The organism is Brevundimonas sp. ZS04 (assembly GCF_001956865.1).
GTDB classification, from domain to species: Bacteria; Pseudomonadota; Alphaproteobacteria; order Caulobacterales; family Caulobacteraceae; genus Brevundimonas; species Brevundimonas diminuta.
On the sequence record NZ_MTHE01000014.1, the window covers coordinates 22,196 to 45,793 of the forward strand.

Annotated in this window: 23 protein-coding genes; 14 read left to right on the top strand and 9 right to left on the bottom strand. The window is 67.3% G+C overall.

Features of this window, described 5'->3' with window-relative positions; all coding sequences use genetic code 11:
• The first annotated feature begins 87 nt into the window (after window positions 1–87).
• The 4 genes from BJP32_RS14255 (at window position 88) to BJP32_RS14270 (ending at window position 3,850) form a co-directional block, all read left to right on the top strand.
• A complete protein-coding gene (locus BJP32_RS14255) occupies window positions 88–576 on the top strand; it encodes a MerR family DNA-binding transcriptional regulator (protein WP_046651907.1) in 489 nt (162 codons plus the stop codon).
• Window positions 577–580: 4 nt separating this feature from the next.
• Complete coding sequence (locus BJP32_RS14260; protein WP_046651908.1) at window positions 581–2,362, top strand: acyl-CoA dehydrogenase C-terminal domain-containing protein; 1,782 nt, start codon at window positions 581–583, stop codon at window positions 2,360–2,362.
• 100 nt (window positions 2,363–2,462) lie between these two features.
• Window positions 2,463–3,626, top strand: a complete 1,164-nt coding sequence (locus BJP32_RS14265) for an acyl-CoA dehydrogenase family protein (protein WP_046651909.1) — start codon at window positions 2,463–2,465, stop codon at window positions 3,624–3,626.
• A 35-nt stretch (window positions 3,627–3,661) separates the two neighbouring features.
• Window positions 3,662–3,850 (top strand): hypothetical protein, encoded by a 189-nt coding sequence (locus BJP32_RS14270; protein WP_003163904.1) that lies wholly within the window; start codon window positions 3,662–3,664, stop codon window positions 3,848–3,850.
• A gap of 6 nt (window positions 3,851–3,856) precedes the next feature.
• On the opposite strand, the gene BJP32_RS14275 is transcribed toward BJP32_RS14270, so the two are convergent.
• Window positions 3,857–5,371 carry an AarF/ABC1/UbiB kinase family protein gene (locus tag BJP32_RS14275; protein WP_046651910.1) on the bottom strand — a complete coding sequence of 505 codons (1,515 nt, stop codon included), beginning with the start codon at window positions 5,369–5,371 and terminating at the stop codon, window positions 3,857–3,859.
• Between the two features lie 83 nt (window positions 5,372–5,454).
• Between BJP32_RS14275 and BJP32_RS14280 the strand changes: the two genes are divergently transcribed.
• From BJP32_RS14280 to BJP32_RS14290, 3 genes are all read left to right on the top strand, one after another.
• Window positions 5,455–6,174 (top strand): 16S rRNA (uracil(1498)-N(3))-methyltransferase, encoded by a 720-nt coding sequence (locus tag BJP32_RS14280; protein WP_046651911.1) that lies wholly within the window; start codon window positions 5,455–5,457, stop codon window positions 6,172–6,174.
• Between the two features lie 69 nt (window positions 6,175–6,243).
• A complete protein-coding gene (locus BJP32_RS14285) occupies window positions 6,244–7,605 on the top strand; it encodes a glutamate--cysteine ligase (RefSeq protein WP_046651912.1) in 1,362 nt (453 codons plus the stop codon).
• A 94-nt stretch (window positions 7,606–7,699) separates the two neighbouring features.
• Window positions 7,700–9,310 (top strand): ATP-binding protein, encoded by a 1,611-nt coding sequence (locus BJP32_RS14290; protein WP_046651913.1) that lies wholly within the window; start codon window positions 7,700–7,702, stop codon window positions 9,308–9,310.
• Between the two features lie 15 nt (window positions 9,311–9,325).
• Here BJP32_RS14290 and BJP32_RS14295 read toward each other — a convergent pair whose 3' ends face one another.
• Window positions 9,326–10,117, bottom strand: a complete 792-nt coding sequence (locus BJP32_RS14295; RefSeq protein WP_046651914.1) for a TSUP family transporter — start codon at window positions 10,115–10,117, stop codon at window positions 9,326–9,328.
• A gap of 158 nt (window positions 10,118–10,275) precedes the next feature.
• On the opposite strand from BJP32_RS14295, the gene BJP32_RS14300 reads away from it, so the two are divergent.
• The 6 genes from BJP32_RS14300 to BJP32_RS14325 all read left to right on the top strand — a co-directional run bounded on the left by BJP32_RS14300 (window position 10,276) and on the right by BJP32_RS14325 (window position 15,560).
• Window positions 10,276–10,881 (top strand): hypothetical protein, encoded by a 606-nt coding sequence (locus tag BJP32_RS14300; protein ID WP_046651915.1) that lies wholly within the window; start codon window positions 10,276–10,278, stop codon window positions 10,879–10,881.
• A 66-nt stretch (window positions 10,882–10,947) separates the two neighbouring features.
• Entirely contained in the window at window positions 10,948–11,700 is a 753-nt protein-coding gene (locus BJP32_RS14305) for a DUF72 domain-containing protein (RefSeq protein ID WP_046651916.1), read from the top strand.
• A 4-nt stretch (window positions 11,701–11,704) separates the two neighbouring features.
• On the top strand, window positions 11,705–12,775 hold the full coding sequence (locus BJP32_RS14310) for an NAD(P)-dependent alcohol dehydrogenase (protein WP_046651917.1): 1,071 nt from the start codon (window positions 11,705–11,707) through the stop codon (window positions 12,773–12,775).
• Window positions 12,776–12,875: 100 nt separating this feature from the next.
• Window positions 12,876–13,601 carry an acetoacetyl-CoA reductase gene (gene phbB, locus BJP32_RS14315; RefSeq protein WP_003163916.1) on the top strand — a complete coding sequence of 242 codons (726 nt, stop codon included), beginning with the start codon at window positions 12,876–12,878 and terminating at the stop codon, window positions 13,599–13,601.
• Between the two features lie 48 nt (window positions 13,602–13,649).
• Window positions 13,650–14,483 carry a DUF4908 domain-containing protein gene (locus BJP32_RS14320; RefSeq protein ID WP_046651918.1) on the top strand — a complete coding sequence of 278 codons (834 nt, stop codon included), beginning with the start codon at window positions 13,650–13,652 and terminating at the stop codon, window positions 14,481–14,483.
• 54 nt (window positions 14,484–14,537) lie between these two features.
• Window positions 14,538–15,560, top strand: a complete 1,023-nt coding sequence (locus BJP32_RS14325; protein ID WP_083674011.1) for an isopenicillin N synthase family oxygenase — start codon at window positions 14,538–14,540, stop codon at window positions 15,558–15,560.
• Window positions 15,561–15,636: 76 nt separating this feature from the next.
• Here the strand turns inward: BJP32_RS14325 and BJP32_RS14330 are convergent, their stop codons facing one another.
• The 3 genes from BJP32_RS14330 to BJP32_RS14340 all read right to left on the bottom strand — a co-directional run bounded on the left by BJP32_RS14330 (window position 15,637) and on the right by BJP32_RS14340 (window position 19,587).
• Entirely contained in the window at window positions 15,637–17,586 is a 1,950-nt protein-coding gene (locus tag BJP32_RS14330) for a TadE/TadG family type IV pilus assembly protein (protein WP_046651919.1), read from the bottom strand.
• A 127-nt stretch (window positions 17,587–17,713) separates the two neighbouring features.
• Window positions 17,714–18,421 carry a monofunctional biosynthetic peptidoglycan transglycosylase gene (gene mtgA / locus BJP32_RS14335; RefSeq protein WP_046651920.1) on the bottom strand — a complete coding sequence of 236 codons (708 nt, stop codon included), beginning with the start codon at window positions 18,419–18,421 and terminating at the stop codon, window positions 17,714–17,716.
• Between the two features lie 200 nt (window positions 18,422–18,621).
• Window positions 18,622–19,587, bottom strand: coding sequence for a WD40 repeat domain-containing protein (locus BJP32_RS14340; protein WP_076224599.1), 966 nt, complete (start codon window positions 19,585–19,587; stop codon window positions 18,622–18,624).
• An 86-nt stretch (window positions 19,588–19,673) separates the two neighbouring features.
• Here BJP32_RS14340 and BJP32_RS14345 point away from each other — a divergent pair, with 86 nt between their 5' ends.
• Complete coding sequence (locus BJP32_RS14345) at window positions 19,674–20,372, top strand: alpha/beta fold hydrolase (RefSeq protein WP_076224601.1); 699 nt, start codon at window positions 19,674–19,676, stop codon at window positions 20,370–20,372.
• Window positions 20,373–20,390: 18 nt separating this feature from the next.
• Here BJP32_RS14345 and BJP32_RS14350 read toward each other — a convergent pair whose 3' ends face one another.
• The 4 genes from BJP32_RS14350 to BJP32_RS14365 all read right to left on the bottom strand — a co-directional run bounded on the left by BJP32_RS14350 (window position 20,391) and on the right by BJP32_RS14365 (window position 23,464).
• Entirely contained in the window at window positions 20,391–20,600 is a 210-nt protein-coding gene (locus BJP32_RS14350; RefSeq protein WP_003163923.1) for a DUF2093 domain-containing protein, read from the bottom strand.
• Window positions 20,597–21,694, bottom strand: a complete 1,098-nt coding sequence (locus BJP32_RS14355) for a GTP-binding protein (protein ID WP_076224603.1) — start codon at window positions 21,692–21,694, stop codon at window positions 20,597–20,599. Before BJP32_RS14355 ends, BJP32_RS14350 begins: the two co-directional genes overlap by 4 nt.
• A 49-nt stretch (window positions 21,695–21,743) precedes the next feature.
• Complete coding sequence (locus tag BJP32_RS14360; RefSeq protein ID WP_076224605.1) at window positions 21,744–22,718, bottom strand: cation diffusion facilitator family transporter; 975 nt, start codon at window positions 22,716–22,718, stop codon at window positions 21,744–21,746.
• 86 nt (window positions 22,719–22,804) lie between these two features.
• Window positions 22,805–23,464, bottom strand: a complete 660-nt coding sequence (locus BJP32_RS14365) for a hypothetical protein (RefSeq protein ID WP_076224607.1) — start codon at window positions 23,462–23,464, stop codon at window positions 22,805–22,807.
• Window positions 23,465–23,598 lie beyond the last annotated feature (134 nt).

Here is a 23,598-nt window from a genome sequence, read left to right on the forward strand (position 1 = left end):
GACGCCCCCTCGCCCGCTCGTTCACAACTTCGTAGCCCGGCGCGCGAAAAGCTTCCCTTTACGTCCGCGTCAAGTTATGAAGTCGTCATGCCGATTGCTGACGAACATCGCACCTATTCCATCCGGCAGCTGTGCCGCGAGTTCGGCGCGACCGCGCGCGCGCTGCGCTTCTATGAAGACAAGGGCCTGCTGACGCCGTCGCGCAAGGGTCAGACGCGGGTCTACGGCCCGCGCGACCGCGCCCGGCTGAAGCTGATCATGCGCGGCCGACGCATCGGCTTCACCCTGGTCGAGATCCAGGAGATGCTGGATCTGTATGACCAGAAGGACCACAACGTCCATCAGATGGCCATCGCCCTGCCGCGCCATCGCGCCCGCATACAGGCGCTGAAACAGCAGCTCGAGGACATCGAAGGCGCCATCGAGACGGCCGAGGCCGCCTGCGCCTGGATGGAGTCCAAGCTGACAGAACACCGTCCCGACCTTCTGCCGGGCGCAGAGGCCTACGCCAGCCTGCTGAGCGAGCGTCTCAACGATCCCGACGATCAATTCCTGACCTTCAAAGCGAGAGCCTGATCCCATGAGCTACAAGGCGCCCGTCCGCGACCTGTCCTTCGTCCTGCATGAGGTTCTGAAGGTCGAGAGCTACGGCAACCAGCTGCCCGACGCCGACCTGTCGCGCGACCTGATCGACCAGATCGTCGAGGAAGGCGGCAAGTTCGCCGAAGAGGTCATCGCCCCGATCAACCGTCCCGGCGATCTGGAAGGCTGTCACATCCAGGGCGACGTGGTGACGACGCCGAAGGGATGGAAGGAAGCCTATCACCAGATGGTCGAGGCCGGCTGGCCCTCGTTGGGCTTCAGCACCGAGTTCGGCGGTCAGGGCATGCCCTCGGTCGTGTCCAGCGCGGTGGGCCAGTTCACCGCCGCCGCCAGCGCCGCCTTCTCCATGTATCCGGGCCTGACCAGCGGCGCCTTCCACGGCATCGAGGCCAGCGCCTCGGACGAGATCAAGCAGAAGTATCTGCCGAAGATGGCGTCGGGCGAATGGACCGGAACCATGAACCTGACCGAGCCGCAGTGCGGCACGGACCTGGGCATGGTCCGCACCAAGGCTGTGCCGAACGGCGACGGCTCCTATTCGATCACCGGCCAGAAGATCTGGATCTCGGCGGGCGAGCACGACTTCGCCGACAACATCATCCACACGGTGCTGGCCCGCGTCGAAGGCGCGGTTCCGGGCATCAAGGGCCTGTCGCTCTTCGTGGTGCCCAAGTTCCTGGTGAACGAGGACGGGTCGCTGGGCGAGCGCAACGGCGTGTCCTGCGCGGGCCTCGAACACAAGATGGGCATCCACGGCAACGCCACCTGCGTCATGGCCTATGAGAACGCCAAGGGCTGGCTGATCGGCGAAGAAGGCCGCGGCATGAACAATATGTTCGTGGTCATGAACGAGGCCCGCTTGGGCACCGGCCTGCAGGGTCTGGCCATCGGCGACGCCGCCTATCAGGCCGCCGTCGAGTTCGCCAACGACCGCCTGCAGGGCCGCAGCCTGACCGGACCGAAGAACCCGGACGGCCCGGCCGACCCGATCATGGTCCACCCGGACGTGCGCCGCATGCTGCTGGAAGCCAAGGCCTTCGTCGAAGGCGGCCGCGCCTTCATCCTGTGGACCGCCCTGCAGGCCGACCTGCAAAAGGCCGCCGATGAAGCCGTCGCCGCCAAGGCCAAGGACTACATGGGCCTGATCACGCCCGTGCTGAAGGCCTATCTGACCGACAAGGGCTTCCACGTCGCCTCGCTGGCGATGCAGGTTCACGGCGGTTCGGGCTACACCGAACACTTCCCCGCTTCGCAGTATCTGCGCGATGCGCGGATCACCATGATCTATGAAGGCACCAACGGCATCCAGGCGCTAGATCTGGTCGGCCGCAAGCTGCCCGCAAACGGCGGCCGCGCCATCATGAGCTGGTTCGCCGACATCGACGCCTTCGTGGCCGAGAGCGGCGACGACGAGGCGATCAAGCCCTTCGTCGAGGGCCTGGCCGACGCCAAGAAGAAGCTGCAGGAGGCCACCATGTGGCTGATGCAGAACGGCATGGCCAACCCGGACAATGCGGCGGCCGCCTCGACCGACTATCTGCACATCTTCGGCCTGACGGCCTACGCCTTCCTGTGGGCGCAGATGGCCAAGGCGGCGCAAGAGAAGATCGCGGCCGGGGACGCCGATCCCTACTACGCCAACAAGCTGATGACCGGCCGCTACTTCGTCGAGCGCATCCTGCCCGACGCCGGGGCGCACCTGAAGAAGCTGAAGTCCGGCGCCGAGGTGCTGATGCAGATGCCCGCCGAGGCGTTCTGATCCGCTTCTGACCCAGGGGCCTCTCTCGCCACGGCAGGAGAGGCCTTTTCTTTATTGCAGAAGGGCGGCGCAGACCGCCCGCGTCAGCAGGAAACACCCCATGAACGTCCTAGGCAGCCCCGAACCCGACTTCATGAAGGAAGAGGAGATCGTCCTCTTCTCCGACTCCGTCGCCAAGTGGATCGACGAGCACGCCCCGCAGGAGAAGTTCCAGCAGTGGATCGCCGAATCCTCGGTGCCGCGCGGGCTGTGGAACGCGGCGGGCGAAGCGGGCCTGCTGGGCCTGTCGCTGCCGGAAGAAGACGGCGGCTTCGGCGGCGACTATCGTCATGAAGTCGTGCTGATGCGCCAGCTGGGCTGGAAGGGCGCGGACCACTTCGGCATCTCGCTGCACAACGCGATCGTCATGCCCTACATCTGGCACTACGGCACGGCCGAGCAGAAGGCGCGCTGGCTGCCGCGCCTGCAGTCGGGCGAACTGGTCGGCGCCATCGCCATGACCGAGCCGGGCGCCGGGTCCGACCTGCAGGGGGTGAAGACCACCGCCGTGAAGCAGGGCGACCACTATGTCCTGAACGGCTCCAAGACCTTCATCACCAACGGCCAGCTGGCCAACTTCATCATCGTGGTGGCCAAGACCGACCCGGCCGAAGGCGCCAAGGGCACCAGTCTGATCTGCCTCGAAACCGACGGGGCCGAGGGCTTCGAGCGCGGCCGCAACCTGCACAAGATCGGCATGGAGGCGAACGACACCTCCGAGCTGTTCTTCAACGATGTGAAGGTTCCGCTGGAGAACGTCATCGGCGACACCGAGGGTCAGGGCTTCGTCCAGCTGATGCAGCAGCTGCCGCAAGAGCGTCTGAACATCGCCGTTCAGGGCGTGGCCGCCGCCGAGCGCGGACTTCAGGAGACGCTGGCCTACGTCAAGGAGCGCAAGGCCTTCGGCAAGCGGGTCATCGACTTCCAGAACACCCAGTTCAAGCTGGCCGAGATCAAGACCAAGCTGACCGTGGCCAAGGTCTTCGTCGACCACTGCATCGGCCTGCACCTGAAGGGCCAGCTGGACGCCGCCACGGCGTCGATGGCCAAATACTGGGTGACGGACATCCAGGGCGAGACCATCGATGAGATGCTGCAGCTCTTCGGCGGCTACGGCTATATGACCGAATATCCGATCGCCCAGCTGTACAAGGACGCCCGCGTCCAGCGCATCTACGGCGGGACGAACGAGATCATGAAGCTGCTGATCGCGCGGACGCTGTAAGGGCGCCGTGCGGCGCCAAGGGAGATCAGGGACGGATGGCCGCCCATAGCGAGACGGACCTTTCAGAAGCGCTGCGCGCCGTCGAATCCCTGATCGCCAAATGCGAGAAGGCCGTCCTGAAGCTGGCTCCCGGCGCGGCGCAGCACACCCTTCTCGTTCGCCGCATCGCTGCCTTGAAGATCGCCCGCGACCTGATCGAGGAACGGCTGGACGCGACGCGCTGAGGCCGGTCAGCGCAGCAGCAGGGCGCCCGCGATCAGGGCGCCGGCGAGCACAATCGAAGCGGCGATCCACCGCCCGGCCGAGACGATCGACCGGGCGGTTTCCTTGTCCGACGATGCAGCCGCGACAGGGGCGGCCGTCAGGCGGCGCGAGGCGGCGCGGATCAGGCGGGGCAGGTCGTCGCTGGCCGCCGATAGGTCCAGCAAGGCGCCGATCAGACGGTTGCGCAGGGCCTCGGGACTGCGGCTGGAGAAGAGGGCGCGGCTCCAGGCGCCCTTCATCGTCTTGACCAGGTCGAAGTCGGGGTCGACGCGCGACAACACCCCCTCGATCGTCACCAACGCCTTGAGGATCAGCACCAGATCGGGCGGCGCCGCCACCCGTTCCTGCCGCATCAGCCCCATCAGGTCGGCGACGATGGCGGGCAGGTCGACCGCGCCCTGGCCGTGGCGGGCGATCAGCCGTTCGGCCCCGGCGGTCAGGCTGGCGCGCGAGACATCCGCCCCCTCGGTCCAGTCGGCCAGCACCTCGGCCATGCGGGCGCCGTCGCCGGAGGCCAGCGACTGGACGAAGCTGATCAGCTCGGCGCGGCGGCGCGGGGTGACGGTCCCGACCATGCCGAAGTCAAGCAGCCCCACCCGGTCGCCGGGCAGACCGCGCAGGTTGCCGGGGTGCGGATCGGCGTGAAAGCGGCCGTTGACCAGCACCATGTCCAGCACGGCCTCGGCCCCGACGCGGGCCAGCCGGTGCGGGTCAATGCCCGCCGCCCTCAGCCGCGCCGCGTCTATGGGCGCCACGCCGTCGAGGTAGTCCTGCACCAGCACGCTGTCGGTCGTGTGCTGCCAATAGACAGCCGGGATGACGACATCGCGGTTCTTGGCGAAGTCGGCGGCGAAGCGGTCGACGTTGCGGCCCTCGGTGGTGAAGTCCAGCTCGTCCAGCATGGCCTCGGTCAGTTGGGCGATCAGGGCGCGCGGGCGATAGCGGGCGATCTCGGCGCTGGACTGTTCGGCGCGGCGGGCCAGTTCGGCGATCAGGCGCAGGTCGGCCTCGACGCGCGGACGCACGCCGGGGCGGCGGATCTTGACCACCACCTCGGTCCCGCCGTGCAGGGCGGCGCGATGCACCTGGGCGATGGAGGCGGCGGCCAGCGGCGCCGTGTCGAAACGGGCGAAGACCTGTTCCGGCGGCCCGCCCAGGGCGGCCTCGACCTCGGGCCGCAACTTCTCGAAGTCGAGGGTGGGGCCGGCGCTCTGAAGCTGTTCGAACTCGACGATCCAGTCGGCGGGCAGCAGGTCCGAGCGGGTAGACAGGATCTGGCCCAGCTTGACGAAGGTGGGGCCCAGCGCCTCCAGCGCCTGACGGGTGCGGCGCGACAAAGGCTCCGGCCCGTCGGCATGGGCCTCGCCGCCGCCGAGGCCGAGGCGCAGCAGCACGGCCTCAAGCCCGAAGCGGGCGGCGACGCCGGAAATCTCGGCCAGACGTTTTCGATCGCGCGCCGCTACGGCCAAGGTTGTGAACATGAGAGGCCAACGCGGGTCAGGCTCGGCGCGTTCCCATCAGGCCGAGGTTGGTCGTCTCTGCGAAAGCGCGATATGCAGGCGCCATGATCCGTCTTTACGTTCAGGGCGACCTCGCCCCCGGCGCCGCCGTGGCGCCCACGCTCGACCAGTCGCGCTATCTGACGCAGGTGATGCGGTTGAAGGCGGGCGACGAGCTTCTGGTCTTCAACGGCCGCGACGGCGAGTGGCGCGTCAGCGTCGCCGAGGTGCTGAAGAAGGGCGTCATCCTGCGCGCCGAGGAACAGATGCGGCCGCAGATCTATGGCCCCGATCTGGAGCTGATCGTCGCCGTGGTGAAGAAGGCCCGCGTCGAGACCATCGTCGAAAAGGCCGCCGAACTGGGCGCCAAACGCGTGCGGCTGGCGCTGACCCATCGCACCAACGCCGACCGCCTGCGGCTGGACCGGCTGGACGCCATCGCCGAGGAGGCCGCCGAGCAGACCGGTCGTCTGGACGTGCCGGTCGTGGATGATCCGGTGAAGCTGGACGCCCTGCTGGACGGCTGGGAGGATGGGCGTCGGTTGATGTTCTGCGATGAGACGGGCGGCGAGCCCGCCGTATCAGCGTTGACGCAGGCGGGCGACGGCAAGTGGGCCATTCTGATCGGGCCGGAGGGCGGCTTCTCGCCCGAGGAGGGCGAGCGGCTGCGGTCCCTGCCCTTCACCACCGCCGTCTCGCTAGGGCCGCGCATCCTGCGGGCCGACACCGCCGCCATCGCCGCCATGACCCTGTGGCAGGCGGCCGTCGGCGACTGGGATCGCTAGAAGTTTCCGCCGCCCCCCTTGAGCATGGCCGTCGGCTGGCCCATCTAGCCGCGACAGCAGAGGTTACAGATGTCCGACACGGCGCCCCTTTCCAGAGACCAGCTGATCCACGCCATGTCGAAGGGCGAGAAACCCCGCGACCAGTGGCGCATCGGCGCCGAGCACGAGAAGTTCGGCTTCGACAAGTCGTCCCTGCGCCGCCCCGCCTATGAGGGCGAGAACGGCATCCTGGCCATGCTGACGGGCCTGCAACGCTTCGGCTGGTCGCCGGTCGAGGAAGCCGGCCGCGTCATCGCCCTGGAGCGCAGGAACGCCGAGGGCTTCAGCGCCTCGATCAGCCTGGAGCCGGGCGGACAGTTCGAACTGTCGGGCGCCCCGCTGAAGGACATTCACGACATCTGCAATGAGACCGGCCAGCACCTGATGGAGGTCAAGCAGGTCGCGGACCAGTTGAACCTGGGCTTCCTCGGGTTGGGCTTCGACCCGATGTGGCGGCGTGAGGACATCCCCGTCATGCCCAAGGGCCGCTATGACATCATGCGCGCCTACATGCCCAAGAAGGGCGCGCTGGGCCTGGACATGATGCTGCGCACCTGCACCATCCAGGCGAACCTCGACTTCGACTCCGAAGCCGACATGGTCATGAAGTTCCGCACGTCGCTGGCGCTGCAGCCGATCGCCACCGCCCTGTTCGCCAATAGCCCCTTCACCGAAGGCAGGCCGAACGGCTTCCTGTCGGCGCGCGCCAACGTCTGGACCGACACCGACCCGGACCGCACCGGGATGCTGGACTTCGTGTTCGAGGACGGCTTCGGCTATGAACGCTACGCCGACTATGCGCTGGACGCGCCGATGTATTTCGCCAAGCGCGGCGAAACCTATGTCGACCTGTCGGGCCAGTCGTTCCGCGCCTTCATGGACGGCAAGCTGGACGCCCTGCCGGGCGACCGCGCCACGGCCAAGGACTGGGCCGACCACCTGACCACCCTCTTCCCCGAGGTGCGGCTGAAACAGTATCTGGAGATGCGCGGAGCCGACGGCGGGCCGTGGAGCCGCATCTGCGCCCTGCCCGCCCTGTGGGCCGGGATCCTGTATGACGCGCCGTCGCTCGCGGCGGCCTGGGATTTGTGCAAGGACTGGGACATCGCCGATCACGAGCGCCTGCGCCGCGACGTGACGCGGCTGGGCATGAAGGCTGAGGTCAATGGGCGCAGCGTGCGCGACATCGCCGTCGACATGGTCAACATCGCCAAACAGGGCCTGAAGAACCGCGCCCGCTTCAGCGGCGGCATGGTGGACGAGCGCGGCTACATCACCGAACTGGAAGACATCGCCGACAGCGGCGTGACCTCGGCCGACCGCCTGCTGGAGCTGTACAACGGCGAATGGAGCGGCGACGTCAGCCGCGTCTATCGCGACATGGCCTATTGAAGCTCTCCTGAGACGCGAGCCGCAAGGCGCCCTTAACCGGCAGGCGCTAGGGTGAGGTCCAGCCCGCCTTCAGGACCGCGCCTCAGGACCGCCCATGCCCCTCACTCCGGCCGCCGCCCCTTCATCGACGGGACAGCCGCAGCCGCCGCCTGACGCCGGAGTCGATCTGGCGACCTTCTTCGACGTGTCCCTGGACCTGCTAGTGATCCGCGACCTGGAGGGGCGGATCGTGCGGGTCAGCGCCTCCTGGGCCTCCATCCTGGGCTATCGGCCCGAAGAGCTGGTCGGCCTGCCCATACTGACCCTGGTCCACCCCGACGACCTGCCCGGCACCCTGGGCAGCGTGACCGAGGTCGAGACGCGCCGCCCCGGCGATCCGGTGCTGGGCCACGTCAACCGCTATCGCCACAAGGACGGCCGCTACGTCACCCTGGAATGGCGGGCGCAGAAGTTCGGCGAGCGCATCTACGCCGTCGCCCGCGACGTGACGGCCAAGGTGGCCGCCGAGCGCGCCCTGGTCGAGGCCAAGGCGGCGGCCGAGGCCGCCAACCGCGCCAAGTCCGACTTCCTGGCCAATATGAGTCATGAGATCCGCACGCCGCTGAACGGGGTCATCGGCGTCATCGACGCCCTGGCGCGCACGCCGCTGTCGCCCCAGCAGGCCGAAATGGTCGAACTGGTCCGCAGTTCGAGCGTGACCCTGGAGCGGCTGGTCACGGACATCCTGGACGTGTCGCGCATCGAATCCGGGCGCATGACGCTGGAAACCCGCCCCTTCGACCTGAACGACGCCCTGATCCCCGCCATCGCCCCTCTGCGCGGCCTGGCCGAAGAGAAGGGGCTGACCTTCCGCCTTGAGCGCGCCGATGCGGCGTGCGGCGTCTTCAACGGCGACGTGGTGCGGGTTCGCCAGATTCTGGGCAATCTGCTGTCCAACGCCGTCAAATTCACCGCCCAGGGCCAGGTGTCGGTCCATGTCGACCTGCTGGACAGGGGCGACGGCGCCGTCCTGCTGACTCTGGAGGTGCGCGACACCGGCATCGGCTTCGGCGCCGACCATGCAGCGCAGTTGTTCCAGCGGTTCAGCCAGGCCGATGCCTCCATCACCCGGCGCTTCGGCGGGGCCGGGCTGGGCCTGTCCATCTGCCACGCCCTGACGGAGATGATGGGCGGACGCATCGAGGCCGAGTCGGCGCCGGGCCAAGGCAGCCGCTTCCAGGTCGAGCTGCCCTTGACGCGCATCGCCTCCCTGGCCCAGTTCGATGCGGCCTACGTCGAAGAGGCGGCGTCAGACGCGCCGCCTCCCGGCCCGCGCCCGCGCGTCCTGCTGGCCGAGGATCATCCGATCAATCAGCGGGTGGTGCAGCTGATCCTGGGCGACAGCGTCGAGCTGACCCTGGTCGAGAACGGCGAGCAGGCGGTGGCCGCCTTCGTCGCCGAACGGTTCGACCTGGTGCTGATGGACATGCAGATGCCGGTGATGGACGGGCTGAGCGCCACCCGCGCCCTGCGCGAGATCGAGGCCGCCGATCCGGCGCGCCCGCGCGCGCCGGTCATCATGCTGAGCGCCAACGCCATGATCGAGCATCAGGAACAGGCCGCCCAGGCCGGCGCCGACCTGCACCTGGCCAAACCCGTCACGGCCGAGGCCCTGACCGATGCGGTCCGCAGGACGCTGGCCGACCGCGCGGTCCAGCCCGGCTGACCTAGCCCAGCTGACCTAGCCCAGCCAGCCGGCGATCATGGCTCTGAGCGGATTGGCCGGATCAGACAACAGCCGCGCCGTCATGGCCAGGGAGATGACCACCAGCAGGGGGCGGATCAGGCGCGGCCCGAAACGCATGGCCGCGTGCGAGCCCATGCGCCCGCCGATGAACTGGCCGACCGCCATGATCCCGGCCAGAACCCAGACCACATGGCCCCCGACCGCCAGGACGACGATGCCGACGACGTTGCTCATCAGGTTCAGCGCCTTGGTGTGCGCCGTCGCCCGCGTCAGCCCCATGCCCAGCAGCATGACGAGGCTGAGCGCGAAGAACGACCCCGTCCCCGGCCCGAAGAAGCCGTCGTAGAAGCCGATCCCGCCCGCCACGAAGGCGTAGGCCAGCGGCGTCAGCCGGGCGTGGGCGTCCTCGTCCGCCGCCTTGGGGCCGAGCAGGAAATAAAGCGCGATGCCGACCAGCAGCACGGGCAGCAGGATCATCAGCCACCGCGTGTCGACCAGCGTCACGGCGAAGGCGCCCAGCCCCGCCCCGACCGCCACCAGAGCCATCGGCCAGCGGATCAGGCGAAAGTCCACCCGCCCCTTGCGCCAGAAATTCCACAGGGCGCTGGCCGTGCCGACGCTGCCCTGAACCTTGTTGGTGGCGATGGCGGCGACCGGGTTCAGCCCCACCGACAGCAGGGCCGGCAAGGAGATCAGCCCCCCGCCCCCGGCGATGGCGTCGATGAAGCCGGCGATCACCGACGCGACGCCCAACAGGGCGATGATCTCAGGCGTCAGTTCGAACACGCGCGATACTCCTGCAGCAGCTGTGCTATAGACCTCGCCGTCGCCTTTCGCCATCGCGCGGATTGCTGGACGGAAACCACCGCCGCACGGTTCCGGCAGGGCGCCGACGATATGGACCGACAGACGCCCACGCTCTAAGCGAGACAGCGGGGGATCGCATGAGCGCGTTCGAATTCTTCTTCAGCTTCTACGGCCTTGTGCTGGGACTGTCTGTGGCGGTGATCGCCACGGGCGTCGCGCGGGCCTTCAAGCACCGCAAGACCGTGCCGGTCGGCTGGAAAACGCCGCTGTTGGCCGCTTTCGTCGCCTTGGATATCGCTACCTTCTGGGATGCCGCATGGGTGAATTTCAGCACCGCCCCTTACAGCTACGGCCTGCTGATCGCGGGCCTAGTCGTGGCCACCATCTACTTCGTCGCCACCAGCCTGATTTTCCCCGAACCTGATGACGAAGTGCAGGGTCTGGACGCCCATTTCTGGGCCAACAAGCGCGCCGTCATGCTGCTGTTGATCCTGGCCAACCTGATGATGCTGATAGGAGCCGTCTGTGTGAGCATGACCAAGGGCGGCGGTCTGGAAGTGGCGTACAGCTACGGGCTCAATCTGATCATCTATCTGGTGCTGGTCATACCGGCGGCCCTGACCCGCCGAGCCTGGTTGTTCGCGCTGACCGTGGGCCTGCACATCGCCCTCTACCTCTATCTGGCCGGGCTCAGCATCTTGAACCCCGCTGTCATGGTAGCAGCCTCGGTCGGCGGCTCCTGAGCTGACCAGTTGCTCGCCGCCCCACGCCGGGTGCATGAAGAAGCACATATCTACGGAGGCCCTCCAATGACAGGATCCATCCATATCGGCGTCGGCGGCTGGACCTTCGAGCCGTGGCGCGGGGTCTTCTATCCCGAGGGGCTGGTGCAGAAGCGGGAACTGGAGTTCGCCAGCCGGGCGCTGACCTCGATCGAGATCAACGGCACCTATTATTCGACCTTCAAGGCCGACAGCTGGGCGAAGTGGCGCGACGAGACGCCGGACGGCTTCGTCTTTGCGGTCAAGGCCAGCCGCTACTGCACCAATAGAAAGGTTCTGTCGGACGGCGCCGAGAGCTTCGAGCGGTTCCTGTCACAGGGGCTGACGGTGCTGGGCGACAAACTGGGGCCGATCAACTGGCAGTTCATGGGAACCAAGAAGTTCGATCCCGAGGACTTCGAGGGCTTCCTCAAGCTATTGCCCAAGGAGAAGGACGGGGTGCGGCTGCGGCATGCGCTGGAGGTGCGCAATCCGACCTTCGCCACCGAACAGTTCTATGATCTGGCGCGGAAATACGGCGCGGCCGTCGTCTATGCGGTCGATGACGAGGAGCCGACCTGGCCCCAGATCGACGAGGCGACGGCGGACTTTACCTACGCCCGGCTGATGTCCAGCCGCGAGGACGAGCCGACGGGCATGACCTCGGAAGAGCTGGACGCCGTGGCGAAACAGGCGCGCGGCTGGGCCGAGCGCGGCGACGTTTTCGCCTACTTCATCTCGGGGGCCAAGGTGCGGAACCCGGCGGCGGCCCAGGCGCTGATCGCCAAACTCAAGGACTGAGCCCATGCCCATCGCCACGCGCGCCTTCGCCGCGACCGCCGCCGACCAGCCGCTGAGCCCCTACACCTTCGAGCGCCGCGATCCCGGCCCGGACGACGTGGCCATCGAGATCAAATACTGCGGCGTCTGCCACTCGGACCTGCATGTGGTGAAGAACGACCTGGGCGGGACGCGCTATCCCATCGTTCCGGGCCATGAGATCGCCGGGGTGGTGACGGCGGTCGGCGCGAACGTCGCCCGCTTCAAGCAAGGCGACCGCGTCGGCGTCGGCTGCATGGTCGACAGCTGCCGGACCTGTTCGGCCTGCCGCGAGGGGCTGGAGCAGTATTGCGAGCCGGGCATGACCCAGACCTACGGCTCGCGCGATCCCAAGGGCGCGGCCGTCGGCCAGACCATCACCCAAGGCGGTTATTCGAACAGGATCACCGTCGACCAGGCCTTCGTGCTGAAGATTCCCGACAGCCTGCCGCTGGATGCGGCGGCGCCGCTGCTATGCGCGGGCGTGACCACCTGGTCGCCGCTGAAGACGTGGGGCGTAGGGCCGGGGTCGAAGGTGGCGGTGATCGGCCTGGGCGGGCTGGGCCATATGGCGGTCAAGCTGGCCGCCGCCCTGGGCGCGGAGGTGACGGTGCTGTCGACCTCGGACCGCAAGATGGCCGACGCCGAGCGGATGGGCGCCCGGCATTTCCTGATCAACTCGGACGCCGACGCCATGAAGGCGGCGGCCGAGCAGTTCGACCTGATCATCAACACCGTCTCGGCCACGCATGAGATCGCCAGCCACGTCAATCTGCTGGCGCGCGACGGGACCATGGTCATGCTGGGACTGACGACGGAGGGGCTGCCGGTCTTCGCCATGCCCCTGCTGTGGCGGCGTCGGCGCATCGCCGGTTCGCTGATCGGCGGGATTCGCGAGACGCAGGAGATGCTCGACTTCTGCGGCGAACACGGGATCGTGTGCGATATTGAAGTGATCGCCCCCGACCAGATCAACCAAGCTTATGAACGAATGGAGCGGTCGGACGTGCGCTACCGCTTCGTCATCGACATGGGCCGCATGGCCGCGACGGCATAACCCCGTCTTCTCGTTCGCCTCCAGCCGCGCTAAGGCTGGCAACAAGGGAGACGGACGGCGTCGCCACCACGACGGCCGCCGCACAGGACAGGGAGACGTCATGACGCGTACCGCATTCGTCACCGGGGGCACCCGGGGCATCGGCAAGGCGATCGTTCAACGACTGAAGGAAGACGGGCTGCAGGTCGCAGCCGGTTATTCCGGCAACACCGAGGCCGCAGAGGCCACCGCCCGCGAACTGGGCGTCATGGTGGTGAAGGGCAATGTCGGCTCGTTCGAGGATTGCGAGCGGGCGGTCAGGGAGGTCGAGGCGCAGCTGGGCCCCATCGACGTCCTGGTGAACAACGCCGGCATCACGCGCGACGGCTTCTTCCACAAGATGAGCGCGGACCAGTGGTCCGACGTGATCCGCGTCAACATGGACAGCGTGTTCAACATGACGCGCCAGGTCATCAACGGCATGCGCGACCGGGGCTTCGGCCGCATCGTCAACATCTCCTCGATCAACGGCCAGAAGGGCCAGATCGGCCAGACCAACTATTCGGCCGCCAAGGCCGGGATGATCGGCTTCACCAAGGCGCTGGCGCTGGAGAACGCGCGCAAGGGCGTGACCGTCAACTGCATCGCGCCGGGCTATATCGACACCGAAATGGTCGGTGCCATGGACCAGAAGGTGCTGGACGCCATCGTGGCCCAGATCCCCGTCGGCCGCCTGGGCAAGGGCGAGGAGATCGCCGACATGGTGTCCTGGCTGTCGGGCGAGCGTGCTGGATATGTCACAGGCTGCACGCTCTCGCTCAACGGCGGGCAGTACCTGGTTGGATAAGCCGCGTTCGCCCAAAATCCGCCGTTCGCGCGTATCACCTCTGAAAACATGAAGTCTGCGGTCGAAGTCGTGGCGGAGAAACCGCCTTTCTTCGCCGTCGCAACGCCCAGTGCAGCGACGGGCGCGGGGGTGCGCCTGCTCCAGGCCACAGGGCTGGCGTTGGCGTTGGCCTGTCTGGCGGGCGCGGTCGAGGCCGAGGCCCAGACCCGCTCGAACGTGCAGTCCGAACAGAGCCGTGTCATCCGCGACCAGTCGGTGATCCGCACCACCCCGCCGCCGGGACGCTATGTCTCCGAGGCGGGGCAGACCTTCATCCTGGACCGGGCGGGGTCGCTGACCCTGCTACGGTTCGAGCGCTCGACCGAGACCTGGGCCCTGCGCCCGTCCTCGGCGCCGCGCGGCGACACCATCTATCGCAACGACGCGGGCGATCAGGTGCTGCGCGTCACTACCGGCGGCGGCATCACCGTCTATACGACGCGCACGCCCGGCGGCTCGCCGGTCAGCCTGGCCGGGCCGCCCGTCAGCCTGGAGCCGCCCTCGCTCGGCCCGGTGCAGATGTTCAACCTGATGACCCGGCGCAGCAGCCTGGTGTCGGAAGCGATGGGCCGCCTGGTCCGCATCAACGTCTTCGGCGAGGAATCCGAGGCCCTGTGCATCGAGGCCCTGATCGTCACCACCGACGCCGTGGTCCGCATCGCCCGTTCGCCCAGCGCCCGCCCCTTCCTGGACCGGCTGCGCAGCATCACCGTGGTCGAAGGCCCGCGCGCGAGCGTGACCTATTCCAGCGGCGACCTGCGCGTCGTGGTCGATCCCCGGCGCGGCATCGCCGGCCGCCCTTCGTCCGCGCGCGTCATCCGGGCCGTCATCCCGCAGGACTGACGGTGGACCAAAGGTCCGATGCGCGCCATCTGCCCTTTCGCGCCCATTGGGCGTATGAGGGCCGCCATATTCACTATCAGAGAGGCTGATTTCACAGTGACCTCTTCCCTCACCGCCGTTTCCGCCGAGGACAAGGCCAAGACCCGCGCCATCGTCCCCGTGTCGATGAAGGGTTATGACGCCGACTTCCAGGCCTTCGCCGACGCCCTGGGCGCCTCCTTCGCCCGCTACGGCTTCGCCGTCATCGCCGACCACGGCCTGGATCAGGGGCTGATCGACGCGGCCGTGGCCGACGCCAAGGCCTTCTTCGCCCTGCCTGAAGACGTGAAGCGCCAGTATCACCAGCCCGGCACGGGCGGCGCGCGCGGCCTGACCCCCTTCGGCGTCGAGGCGGCTAAGGGTGCCAAGGCCGTGGACCTGAAGGAGTTCTGGCACACGGGCCGCGAGTTGCCGGAAGGCCATCCCTATCGCCAGTACATGCGCGACAACGTCTGGCCGACCGAGGTGGCGGGCTTCCGCGAGCAGGTCTACGGCCTTTACGAAGGTCTGGACGAACTGGGCCGCCGCATCCTGAAGGCCATCGCCCGCTATCTGAAGCTGGACGACGCCTATTTCGAGGACAAGGTCCAGCTGGGCAACAGCGTGCTGCGCCTGCTGCATTATCCGCCGATCCCGGCCGACGCCGAGGGCGTGCGCGCGGGCGCCCACGAAGACATCAACGTCATCACCCTGCTGCTGGGCGCCGAAGAGGCCGGACTGCAGTTGAAGGACTCCGACGGCGAGTGGCTGGACATCGCCCCGCCGCCGGGCGCGCTGGTGGTCAATATCGGCGACATGCTGCAGCGGCTGGTCAACCACGTGCTGCCGTCGACGACGCACCGCGTGGTCAATCCGGCGCCCGAGCGTCGCGGCTTCGCCCGCTATTCGACGCCTTTCTTCCTGCACTTCAACCCGGACTTCCCGATCGAGACCCTGCCGTCGACGATCACGGCGGAGAACCCCGACCGCTATGCGGGCGAGACCATCCTGGCCGAGGACTTCCTGACCCAGCGTCTGAAGGAGATCCGCCTGATCTGATCGGACGGAACGACTGAAAAGCACGAAGGGCCGGCGGAGCGATCCGCCGGCCCTTTTGCTTACGTCCGCGCCCTCGTCAGCGGGCTATGCGCAGGCGGGTGATGTCGCGACCGATGGCGCGGAAAGCTTCCTTCAGGTCGGTGCCGTCATCCGCCTTGAAAAAGTGCGTCTGTTCATTGGTCGCGCACTCGCGCATCACGTCCAAGGCGGTATCCACGACGCCCTCACGTCCCGTGGCGCTGCCCAGGTCAAAGCCGACGGTATAGACGACCACTCCCTTGGCCTGCATGGCCTGGCATAGGGCGACGGACTGGGCGAAGGGGTCTCCATTCGACGAGTTCAGATTGATATGGCTGTCCAACCCGCCGCTGCCGGTTCCGGCGTCAAGAGCGATGACCCCATCCCTGAAGGGCGTGTTGAACTCGCCGTCAGTCATCAGAATAGCGACCTTCAGGGTATCGCTGGGGGCATAGGCGCCTGGCTCGCCTTCGCCACTGAACAGGGAAGCGAAGTTGGGCGAGAGCGCATACCAAGCCCAGGCGATGCCGATCTGACCCGCCGTCGAACCGCCGGCGCTCATCTGATCAATCTTGCTCTTGAGCGAACCGGCGCTGGAGGAAAGCGCGGACAATTCCGCCGAAGGACAAGAGTTCGAGGACGATAGGTAACTGCGCCCCACATAGGCTGTCGACGGGCGAGCATCCGTATACCGCTCCACACCGACCCGTTCGCTGACGCAAGTGCTGGAGGCGTGGACGTTGACGTACCCGTCCGCCGTAGGAAACACCCGCCATTCGCTGCCGTCGCGACCGTTCATGAGCTTGCCGCCGCTGCTATAGGTCACGCCGCCCTTGGACGCGCTAGCCAGACCTAGGCTGCGTGTAGTGTCCAGAACAACCTGGGAACCGCTGACGCTGGCGACGCGATAACCACCGTCGTTCAACTGCGCGAGCCCGCCCATGTTCGTCAGGCGCACATAGTCATCTGCCGCAAGGCCGTGACCAGACGCCGTCAACACCAGACCGCAATCGGAACGCGCGCATTTGGCGACATAAGCGGTGTTCGACATGCTGCTGGAGGAACTGACATAGCTGGACGCATTGCCCCACCTGTCTAGTGAACGCAGTCGGAACTGGCTGCTGGAAACGCGCACGACCTCATAGGGCACGCCATTCAGACCCGTTATCCTAGCGATGTTCCAAAGCACGACGCGATCACCATTAGAAAAGCCGTGGCTGCTGGCGTTGACGGTCAGGGGCGAACCCCCGGAAATGCTCGAGATCGTCTTCACAGAGCCCGTCAACCATGTGGCCCCCGAAATGTTGTGGGTGGTCGTGTCCAACGGACCGCGCGCACTAATCGCTGAAGAACCGACGTTAACGCCTGCAGCATAGGGAATCAGAGCGACCTTTGAATAAAAAGGCGTCTGCTGATCCTGCACCACGATGTCGACCAATTCCTTGGCCGCAGCCTGCAAGTCTTCAAGCTTGGAGGTCGGCGGACAGTTGCGGCTGCAGTTGTCCATCGATCCGGTAATGTCCAGCGCCATCGCCACCTCGACGTTGCGCGAGGCGCGCAAGACTTCGGAGCGGCTGCTGACCGGCAAGAAATCATCCAGCAGCTTGCCATAGGGCGGCAGTACGACGTTGGCGACCAGCACCTTGACGTTGACTGTCGCCTCGCCGGTGACGCGGTTGTTGAGCAGGACAAAACTGGCGGTGTCGCCCTCCTTGTCGAAATAGCCTGGCATATTGGCCTTGAGCGCCGCCAGGCCGACCTTGTTGATGTTGACGTCGTCGGTGAAGGTCGAGCGGGCGGCGGCCAGGGCGGCGGCGTCCAGCGCGTCCTGAAGTTGGGCCTTCACCTTGGAGGCCTGGTGGATGTCGATGGCGCCCAGGGTGATCATCAGCAGCACCGGCAGGGCCATGGCGAACATCATCGCCACATTGCCCTGGGTCTGGCGCAGGAAGCGCGAGGCCAGGCTCTTCAGGCCGGCGGCCGCGCGGGCGCGTTTCAATCGGTCCATCGTCTCGCCAAACCCCGGCTGCCTCGGCGCGGGCGCACAGGCCCGCAGTCGACCTTCAGCCTGACACGGGTCCGTTAAGGCTTGGCCCCACGCTCACGGTTAACGACGGGTTGCGAAACGGCCGGCTTCAGCGGCGGTCGACGCAGGCGTCCAGCCCCTGTTCGCGCACCGTGCCCATGGCCGCCTGAATGCGGGCGGCGCGTCGACGGACATAGGGACCGGGCGATCCGGCGTTGTAGCGGCGCGGGCTGGGCAGGACGGCGGCCAGGCGGGCGGCCTCGCGCGCCGTCAGCTTGTCCGCGCTCTTGTCGAACCAGTGGCGCGAGGCGGCCTCGGCGCCATAGACGCCCGGCGCCCATTCCGCGACGTTCAGATACATCTCCATGATCCGCCGCTTGCCCCAGCCGATCTCGATCAGGCCGGTGTACCCAACCTCCAGACCCTTGCGGACCCAGTCGCGGCCCGGCCACAGGAAGACGTTCTTGGCGGTCTGCTGGCTGATGGTCGAGCCGCCGCGGACCTTGCCCGAGCCGCGTTGTTCGGCGCGTTCATTGGCCTCCAGCGCCTTCTGGATCGCCTCGACATCGAAGCCGTGGTGCTGGCAGAAGCGGGCGTCCTCGGCGGCGATCACCGCCTCGACCAGACGCGGCGAAATACGGTCCAGCGAGCGCCAGCGATAGTCCATGCCGTGCCCGGCCGCCGCCTGCTTGACCATCAGGATGGTCGTCAGCGGCGGCAGGAAGCGATGCACCGCCACCCCGGCCAACGGGAACAGGGCCAGGATCACGAGCAGGGTCAGAAGCGGACGGCGCTTCCGGTGTTTCGCGCGGGTCATGGGATGAGGATGACTCAGGAAGGTTGAGAAATCTAAGCTTCTTCTCCCTTCCCCCTCGATGGGGGAAGGGTTGGGGATGGGGGTGGTCGCGCGACGGCAATGGACCGGCGCGGGAGGCGGCGCGTCTCTCGCGCTTTACCGGAAACGCATCGCCCGCACCCCCACCCTGCCCTCCCCCATCGAGGGGGAGGGTTCGAGAGCTACAGCGACACCACGCCCGCGTGGCCGTCCTCGTCCGCCCAGGCGATGCGGGCGGCGCCGGAACTCATGGCCAGGGCGGTGATGGGGGCGCCCTTGTCCTGTTTGACGAACTGCAGGCCGCGCCCGGCCGGATCGGCCCACCAGACGCGCCCGTCTTCCAGCCCCGCCGCCAGACGGCCGTGGGCGGGGGCGGCGGCGACCTGGGCGATCAGGGTCGTTTCGTCATAGCCGATCTCGGTCGCCTCGCGCCCCATCGGCCCGTTCGAGCCGACGAAGGGCCACAGCACCACGCCCTGCGCGCCCGAGGTGGCCAGAAGCTGCCCCTTGGCCAGGAAGGCGAAGCTCTTGATCTTGGACGGATAGCCGCCCATCCGCATGTTCTTCTGATCCTTCAGGCGCCAGCCGTGCAGTTGGTTGTCCTGCATCGAGGTGACGACATAGGCGCCGTCGGGCGCGAAACCGACCGCCAGGTGCGACCCGGCCCAGGCCAGCTTGATCGGCTGCTGCTGCTCGATGCGGGCGTACCACAGCCAGGCGCCGCCATAGGTCGAGGCGGCGATGCGGCGGCCCTTGGGATCGAAGGCCACGCCCGAGACGGTGCGCTCGTGCTGGAAGTCGCGGCGGAAGTGCGGATCCTTGACGTCCAGCACGCTCAGCGCGCGGCCCGAGGAGAAGGCGATCAGCCCCGACTCGACCGAGGCGGCCACAGCGTCGATCCATTGCCCCCTGGTCTGGGCCAGCAGGACGGCCTCGCCCTCACGGCTCCACACCAGCTTGCCGTCGTCGCCGCCGGTGACGATCCCCTCGCCCGAGGGGTGGACGCAGGCGCACAGCACGGCGCCGTCATGGACCTCGCTGCGGGCGCCGCTCTCAAAGCGCACCGAGCCGTCGCCCAAGGCGAAGATCGCGCCGGTCTTGTCGAACAGGGCGGCGGTGACCTGGGCGTCGAAGGAGAAGGTCGTCATGTCGGCTCACGAAAAGCGAGAAAAGTCAGATGCGCCTCATAACGTCCTGCGTCGCGTCTGTCGCGTGGCGGGTCTATGAGGGAGCCATGACCCTGCTGCTCATTCCCGGCTTCATGGCCGATGCGACCCTGTGGGACGCCCTGAAGGACGAAATGGCCGACGATCTGGCCCCGTTCGGGCCGCTGGTCGCCACCGACCTCAGCCGGGGCGAGGATATCGAGCGCATGGCGGCGGCCGTCCTGAGCGATGCGCCGGAGCGGTTCGTCGCCGTGGGCTTTTCCATGGGCGGCTATGTGGCGCGGGAGCTGGCCCGGATCGCGCCAGAGCGGGTGGAAGCCCTGATCCTGATCGCCACCTCGGCGCGCGGGGATACGGAGGCGCTGATCCGCCAGCGGCGGTCGTCGTTGAAGGCGCCGCCGAGGGCCTTCAAGGGGTTGAGCCGTCCAGCCATCGTCTCGTCCCTGCATCCTGATCTGGCGAACGACGAGATGATGATCACGCGGGTGCGCGACATGGGACTGAGCCTGGGCGGCGAGGTGTTTCACCGCCAGTCGGCGATGACGCGGGCGGGCGATCTGGACCGGCTGGGAGAGATCGTTCAGCCGACGCTGATCGTGGCGGCGGACGCCGATCGCCTGCGGATGCGCGAGGAGGCGGAGGAGCTCCACCGCGGGATCGCCGGCTCGACGCTGGAGACGGTAGAGCACAGCGGCCACATGATCCCGTTGGAACAGCCGAAGGCGCTGACGCGAGTGATGACGGACTGGCTGAAAACCCTCTCCTGATGGGAGAGGGTCAGCAACCTATTTGTGCGTCTCGACCCAGCGCTGGGTCATCAGTTCGCCGGACGCATAGGCTTCCTGAAGTTCGACGCTCCAATAGTTAAGCGCCTCCAGCGGGATCGGAGCGCCGGAGACGGCGCAGCGGACGTGGTCGCCGTGCTGCACGATCTCGAACTCGGGCGTGCCGTAGATCAGCTTGGCTTCGGTGCGCGGGCGGGGCGGCGGGTTCATGCGGCGCAGGCCTCGAACCCGGCTTTCAGAGCGGCTTCGTCCAGATCGCGGCCGATGAAGACGGCGCGGCTCCAGCGGCGCTCCTTGTCGCCCCACGGCTTCTGAAGGTCGCCCTCGAGGATCATATGCACGGCCTGGAAGACCAGGCGGCGGTCCTCGCCCTGAACGTCGATGATGCCCTTGGCGCGCAGGATGTTCTGACCCTGCTCGCCCAGCAGCTTGTCCAGCCAGGCGGTGAATTTGGCGCCGTTCAGCGGGCGGTCCAGCGTCAGGGAAATACCCTTGATGTCGTCATTGTGGGCGTGGCCGCGCGGGCCATGGTCGTGACCATGGTCATGATGGTCATGGCCGCAGTGTTCGTCGTGAACGTGATCCTCGGCATGGTCATGCCCGTGGCCGCAGTGTTCGTCGTGGACGTGGCCCTCGGCGCCGTGGGGCGGGTTCACGAAGTCCGGCTTGACCTCGAGGATGCGGTCCAGATCGAAGGCGTGCAGACCCAGCACCTGATCCAGCGGCACGTTCGAACGCTCGGCGCGGACGATGGGGGCCAGCGGGTTCAGCGCGCGCAGGCGGGCCTCGACGTCGGCCAGTGCGGCCTCGTCCACCAGGTCGATCTTGTTCAAGATGATGCGGTCGGCGAAGGCCACCTGCTCGCGGGCTTCCTTGGAGTCGTCCAGACGCGCCATGACGTGCTTGGCGTCGACCAGGGCGGTGACGCTGTCCAGCTGGGTCTTGGCCTTGACCTCGTCGTCGACGAAGAAGGTCTGGGCCACCGGGCCGGGGTCGGCCAGGCCGGTCGTCTCGACGATGATGGCGTCGAAGGCGGGCTTGCCGGGACGCTGGCGCTTCATCAGGCCGTTGACCACGCGGATCAGGTCGCCGCGCACCGTGCAGCAGACGCAGCCGTTGTTCATCTCGAACACGTCCTCGTCGGCGCCGACCACCAGGTCGTTGTCGATGCCGATCTCGCCGAACTCATTGACGATGACGGCGTAACGCTTGCCGTGGTCCTCGGTGAGGATGCGGTTCAACAGGGTGGTCTTGCCGGCGCCGAGGTAGCCGGTGAGGACGGTCACGGGTGTCTTCTGGGTCATGGCTCGCTAGATGGCGGCTGAGGGCCGCCTTGGGAAGAGGCGAAACCGCTCAGCAGGTCGGACAATCCGGCAGGACCGCCGTTTCCAGCTGAAGGGTCGTGTGGCTGATGTCGAATCGGCCGCGCGCCAGGCCTTGCGCCTCGGCCAGAAGGGCGTCGCCGTCGGGACGCTGGTGGACGATATGGGCGGTCAGGGCCGCATCGGTCGTCGACAGCCCCCAGACGTGCAGGTCGTGCACCGCCGTCACCCCCGGCAAGGCCAGGAAGGCGGCGCGGATCTCGCCCACGTCCAGGCCGTTCGGCGCGGCGTCCAGCGCCAGGTTCACTGAATCCTTCAGCAGGCCCCAGGTGCCGATCATGATGACGGCGACGATGATCAGGCTGACAACCCCGTCAATCAGCGACCATCCGGAGAACAGGATGACGACGCCCGCGACGACCACGCCCAGCGACACGGCGGCGTCGGCCATCATGTGCAGATAGGCGCCGCGCACGTTCAGATCCTTGTGCTGGTCCTTCATGAACAGCAGGGCCGTGCCCAAGTTGATAAAGAAGCCGATCCCGGCCACGACGATGATGACGCCCGAGGCCACGGGCGCGGGCTCGGCCAGGCGGCGCACCGCCTCGAAGGCGATCGCCCCGCAGGCGAAGATCAGCAGCAGGGCGTTGCCCAGGGCCGCCAGCACCGTCGCCTTGCCATAGCCGTAGGTGCGCTTCGGCCCCGCCGCGCGCCGCGCCAGCCAGGCCGCCCCGCCCGCCATGGCCAGACCCAGCACGTCCGACAGGTTGTGGCCCGCATCGGCCATCAGGGCGGTGGAGTCGGCGACGAAGCCGGCCGTGAACTCGGCGACGACAAAGGCCAGGTTGACGATCAGGCCGACGGCGTAGCGCCAGTCGCCCGTATCCGTCGGGCCATGATAGTGGTGCCCGCCGAAGCCGTGCGAATGGCCATGACCGTGGTCATGGTCGTGGGAGTGATCGTGATGATCGTGGCCGTCATGGCCGTGTGCGTGATCGTGCGCCATGTCCGCTCAGCTAGGTCTTCCCGCGCGGGAAGGTCAAGCCCCGCAGAAGATAAGTCTTTGAATGTAAATATATAACCTATCGAAACTCAGTGCTGGTGCGTCAGCACCAGGAAGCCGATCAGGATCAGCGCCCCGCCCAGGATGGCCCCTTCATAGCGCGCCCACCGCTCCAGCCGCAGGATGGAGTAACCCGCCGTGGCCAGGGCCGCCAGCAGGGTCATGCCCAGCACCGTCCCCGCCGCGAAGGTCAGGGTCAGCAGGGCCAGGGCGCCGACGCCCTCGGTCGCCGAGGACAGATAGATGGGCAGCAGCACCTCGCCCGGCGTCACCGCCATCATCAGCACCAGGCCCCAGAAGGCCGCCTTGTTGGACACGGCGGGTTCGGCCAGTTCCGTCGCCGGCCCGCCCGCCGTGGCGGGCCGCTTCAGCGAGGCCCTGGCCAGGTAGAAGGCGCCGAACAGGAACAGCAGCGCCGCCGAAAGGTGCGGCAGCAGCCCCTCGACCCAGCGGTTCAGCGCCAGCCCCGCCGCCACGATCAGCGAGCCGACCACGGCCGTCGACAGAATATGCGCCAGCCCCGCCGTGACCACGGCCGTCATCACCCGCGCCACGCTCCAGCGCTGGGCGCGGCCGACCAGGACGAAAGGCAGCCAGTGGGTCGGCAGGGCCGCATGCAGAAAGGCCGCGACGAAGCCGCCGCCCAGAAGCGACAACAGCACCGGCTCGGCGAGATCGGGGGAGGACATGGCTGCTCCCTTAGAATGTTACCTTATAACAATCGAGAAGAATCGGCGAAGAATCTTCACGCGCGGCGTCACGCCGCGCCGCCGTCCGCCTCGCATAGGCGCGCGAACATCCTGTCTCGCCCATTGCATCACCC

Bases quoted from the DNA above. Each gene is read 5' to 3' on its own strand.
- mtgA (WP_046651920.1), bottom strand. From the start codon at position 18,421: ATGACCCGCGCGAAACACCGGAAGCGCCGTCCGCTTCTGACCCTGCTC.
- BJP32_RS14275 (WP_046651910.1), bottom strand. From the start codon at position 5,371: ATGTTCACAACCTTGGCCGTAGCGGCGCGCGATCGAAAACGTCTGGCC.
- BJP32_RS14260 (WP_046651908.1), top strand. From the start codon at position 581: ATGAGCTACAAGGCGCCCGTCCGCGACCTGTCCTTCGTCCTGCATGAG.
- BJP32_RS14350 (WP_003163923.1), bottom strand. From the start codon at position 20,600: ATGAACCCGCCGCCCCGCCCGCGCACCGAAGCCAAGCTGATCTACGGC.
- phbB (WP_003163916.1), top strand. From the start codon at position 12,876: ATGACGCGTACCGCATTCGTCACCGGGGGCACCCGGGGCATCGGCAAG.
- BJP32_RS14265 (WP_046651909.1), top strand. From the start codon at position 2,463: ATGAACGTCCTAGGCAGCCCCGAACCCGACTTCATGAAGGAAGAGGAG.
- BJP32_RS14300 (WP_046651915.1), top strand. From the start codon at position 10,276: ATGAGCGCGTTCGAATTCTTCTTCAGCTTCTACGGCCTTGTGCTGGGA.
- BJP32_RS14320 (WP_046651918.1), top strand. From the start codon at position 13,650: ATGAAGTCTGCGGTCGAAGTCGTGGCGGAGAAACCGCCTTTCTTCGCC.
- BJP32_RS14305 (WP_046651916.1), top strand. From the start codon at position 10,948: ATGACAGGATCCATCCATATCGGCGTCGGCGGCTGGACCTTCGAGCCG.
- BJP32_RS14325 (WP_083674011.1), top strand. From the start codon at position 14,538: ATGAGGGCCGCCATATTCACTATCAGAGAGGCTGATTTCACAGTGACC.
- BJP32_RS14355 (WP_076224603.1), bottom strand. From the start codon at position 21,694: ATGACCCAGAAGACACCCGTGACCGTCCTCACCGGCTACCTCGGCGCC.
- BJP32_RS14330 (WP_046651919.1), bottom strand. From the start codon at position 17,586: ATGGACCGATTGAAACGCGCCCGCGCGGCCGCCGGCCTGAAGAGCCTG.
- BJP32_RS14340 (WP_076224599.1), bottom strand. From the start codon at position 19,587: ATGACGACCTTCTCCTTCGACGCCCAGGTCACCGCCGCCCTGTTCGAC.
- BJP32_RS14365 (WP_076224607.1), bottom strand. From the start codon at position 23,464: ATGTCCTCCCCCGATCTCGCCGAGCCGGTGCTGTTGTCGCTTCTGGGC.
- BJP32_RS14255 (WP_046651907.1), top strand. From the start codon at position 88: ATGCCGATTGCTGACGAACATCGCACCTATTCCATCCGGCAGCTGTGC.
- BJP32_RS14360 (WP_076224605.1), bottom strand. From the start codon at position 22,718: ATGGCGCACGATCACGCACACGGCCATGACGGCCACGATCATCACGAT.
- BJP32_RS14345 (WP_076224601.1), top strand. From the start codon at position 19,674: ATGACCCTGCTGCTCATTCCCGGCTTCATGGCCGATGCGACCCTGTGG.
- BJP32_RS14285 (WP_046651912.1), top strand. From the start codon at position 6,244: ATGTCCGACACGGCGCCCCTTTCCAGAGACCAGCTGATCCACGCCATG.
- BJP32_RS14280 (WP_046651911.1), top strand. From the start codon at position 5,455: ATGATCCGTCTTTACGTTCAGGGCGACCTCGCCCCCGGCGCCGCCGTG.
- BJP32_RS14290 (WP_046651913.1), top strand. From the start codon at position 7,700: ATGCCCCTCACTCCGGCCGCCGCCCCTTCATCGACGGGACAGCCGCAG.
- BJP32_RS14270 (WP_003163904.1), top strand. From the start codon at position 3,662: ATGGCCGCCCATAGCGAGACGGACCTTTCAGAAGCGCTGCGCGCCGTC.
- BJP32_RS14310 (WP_046651917.1), top strand. From the start codon at position 11,705: ATGCCCATCGCCACGCGCGCCTTCGCCGCGACCGCCGCCGACCAGCCG.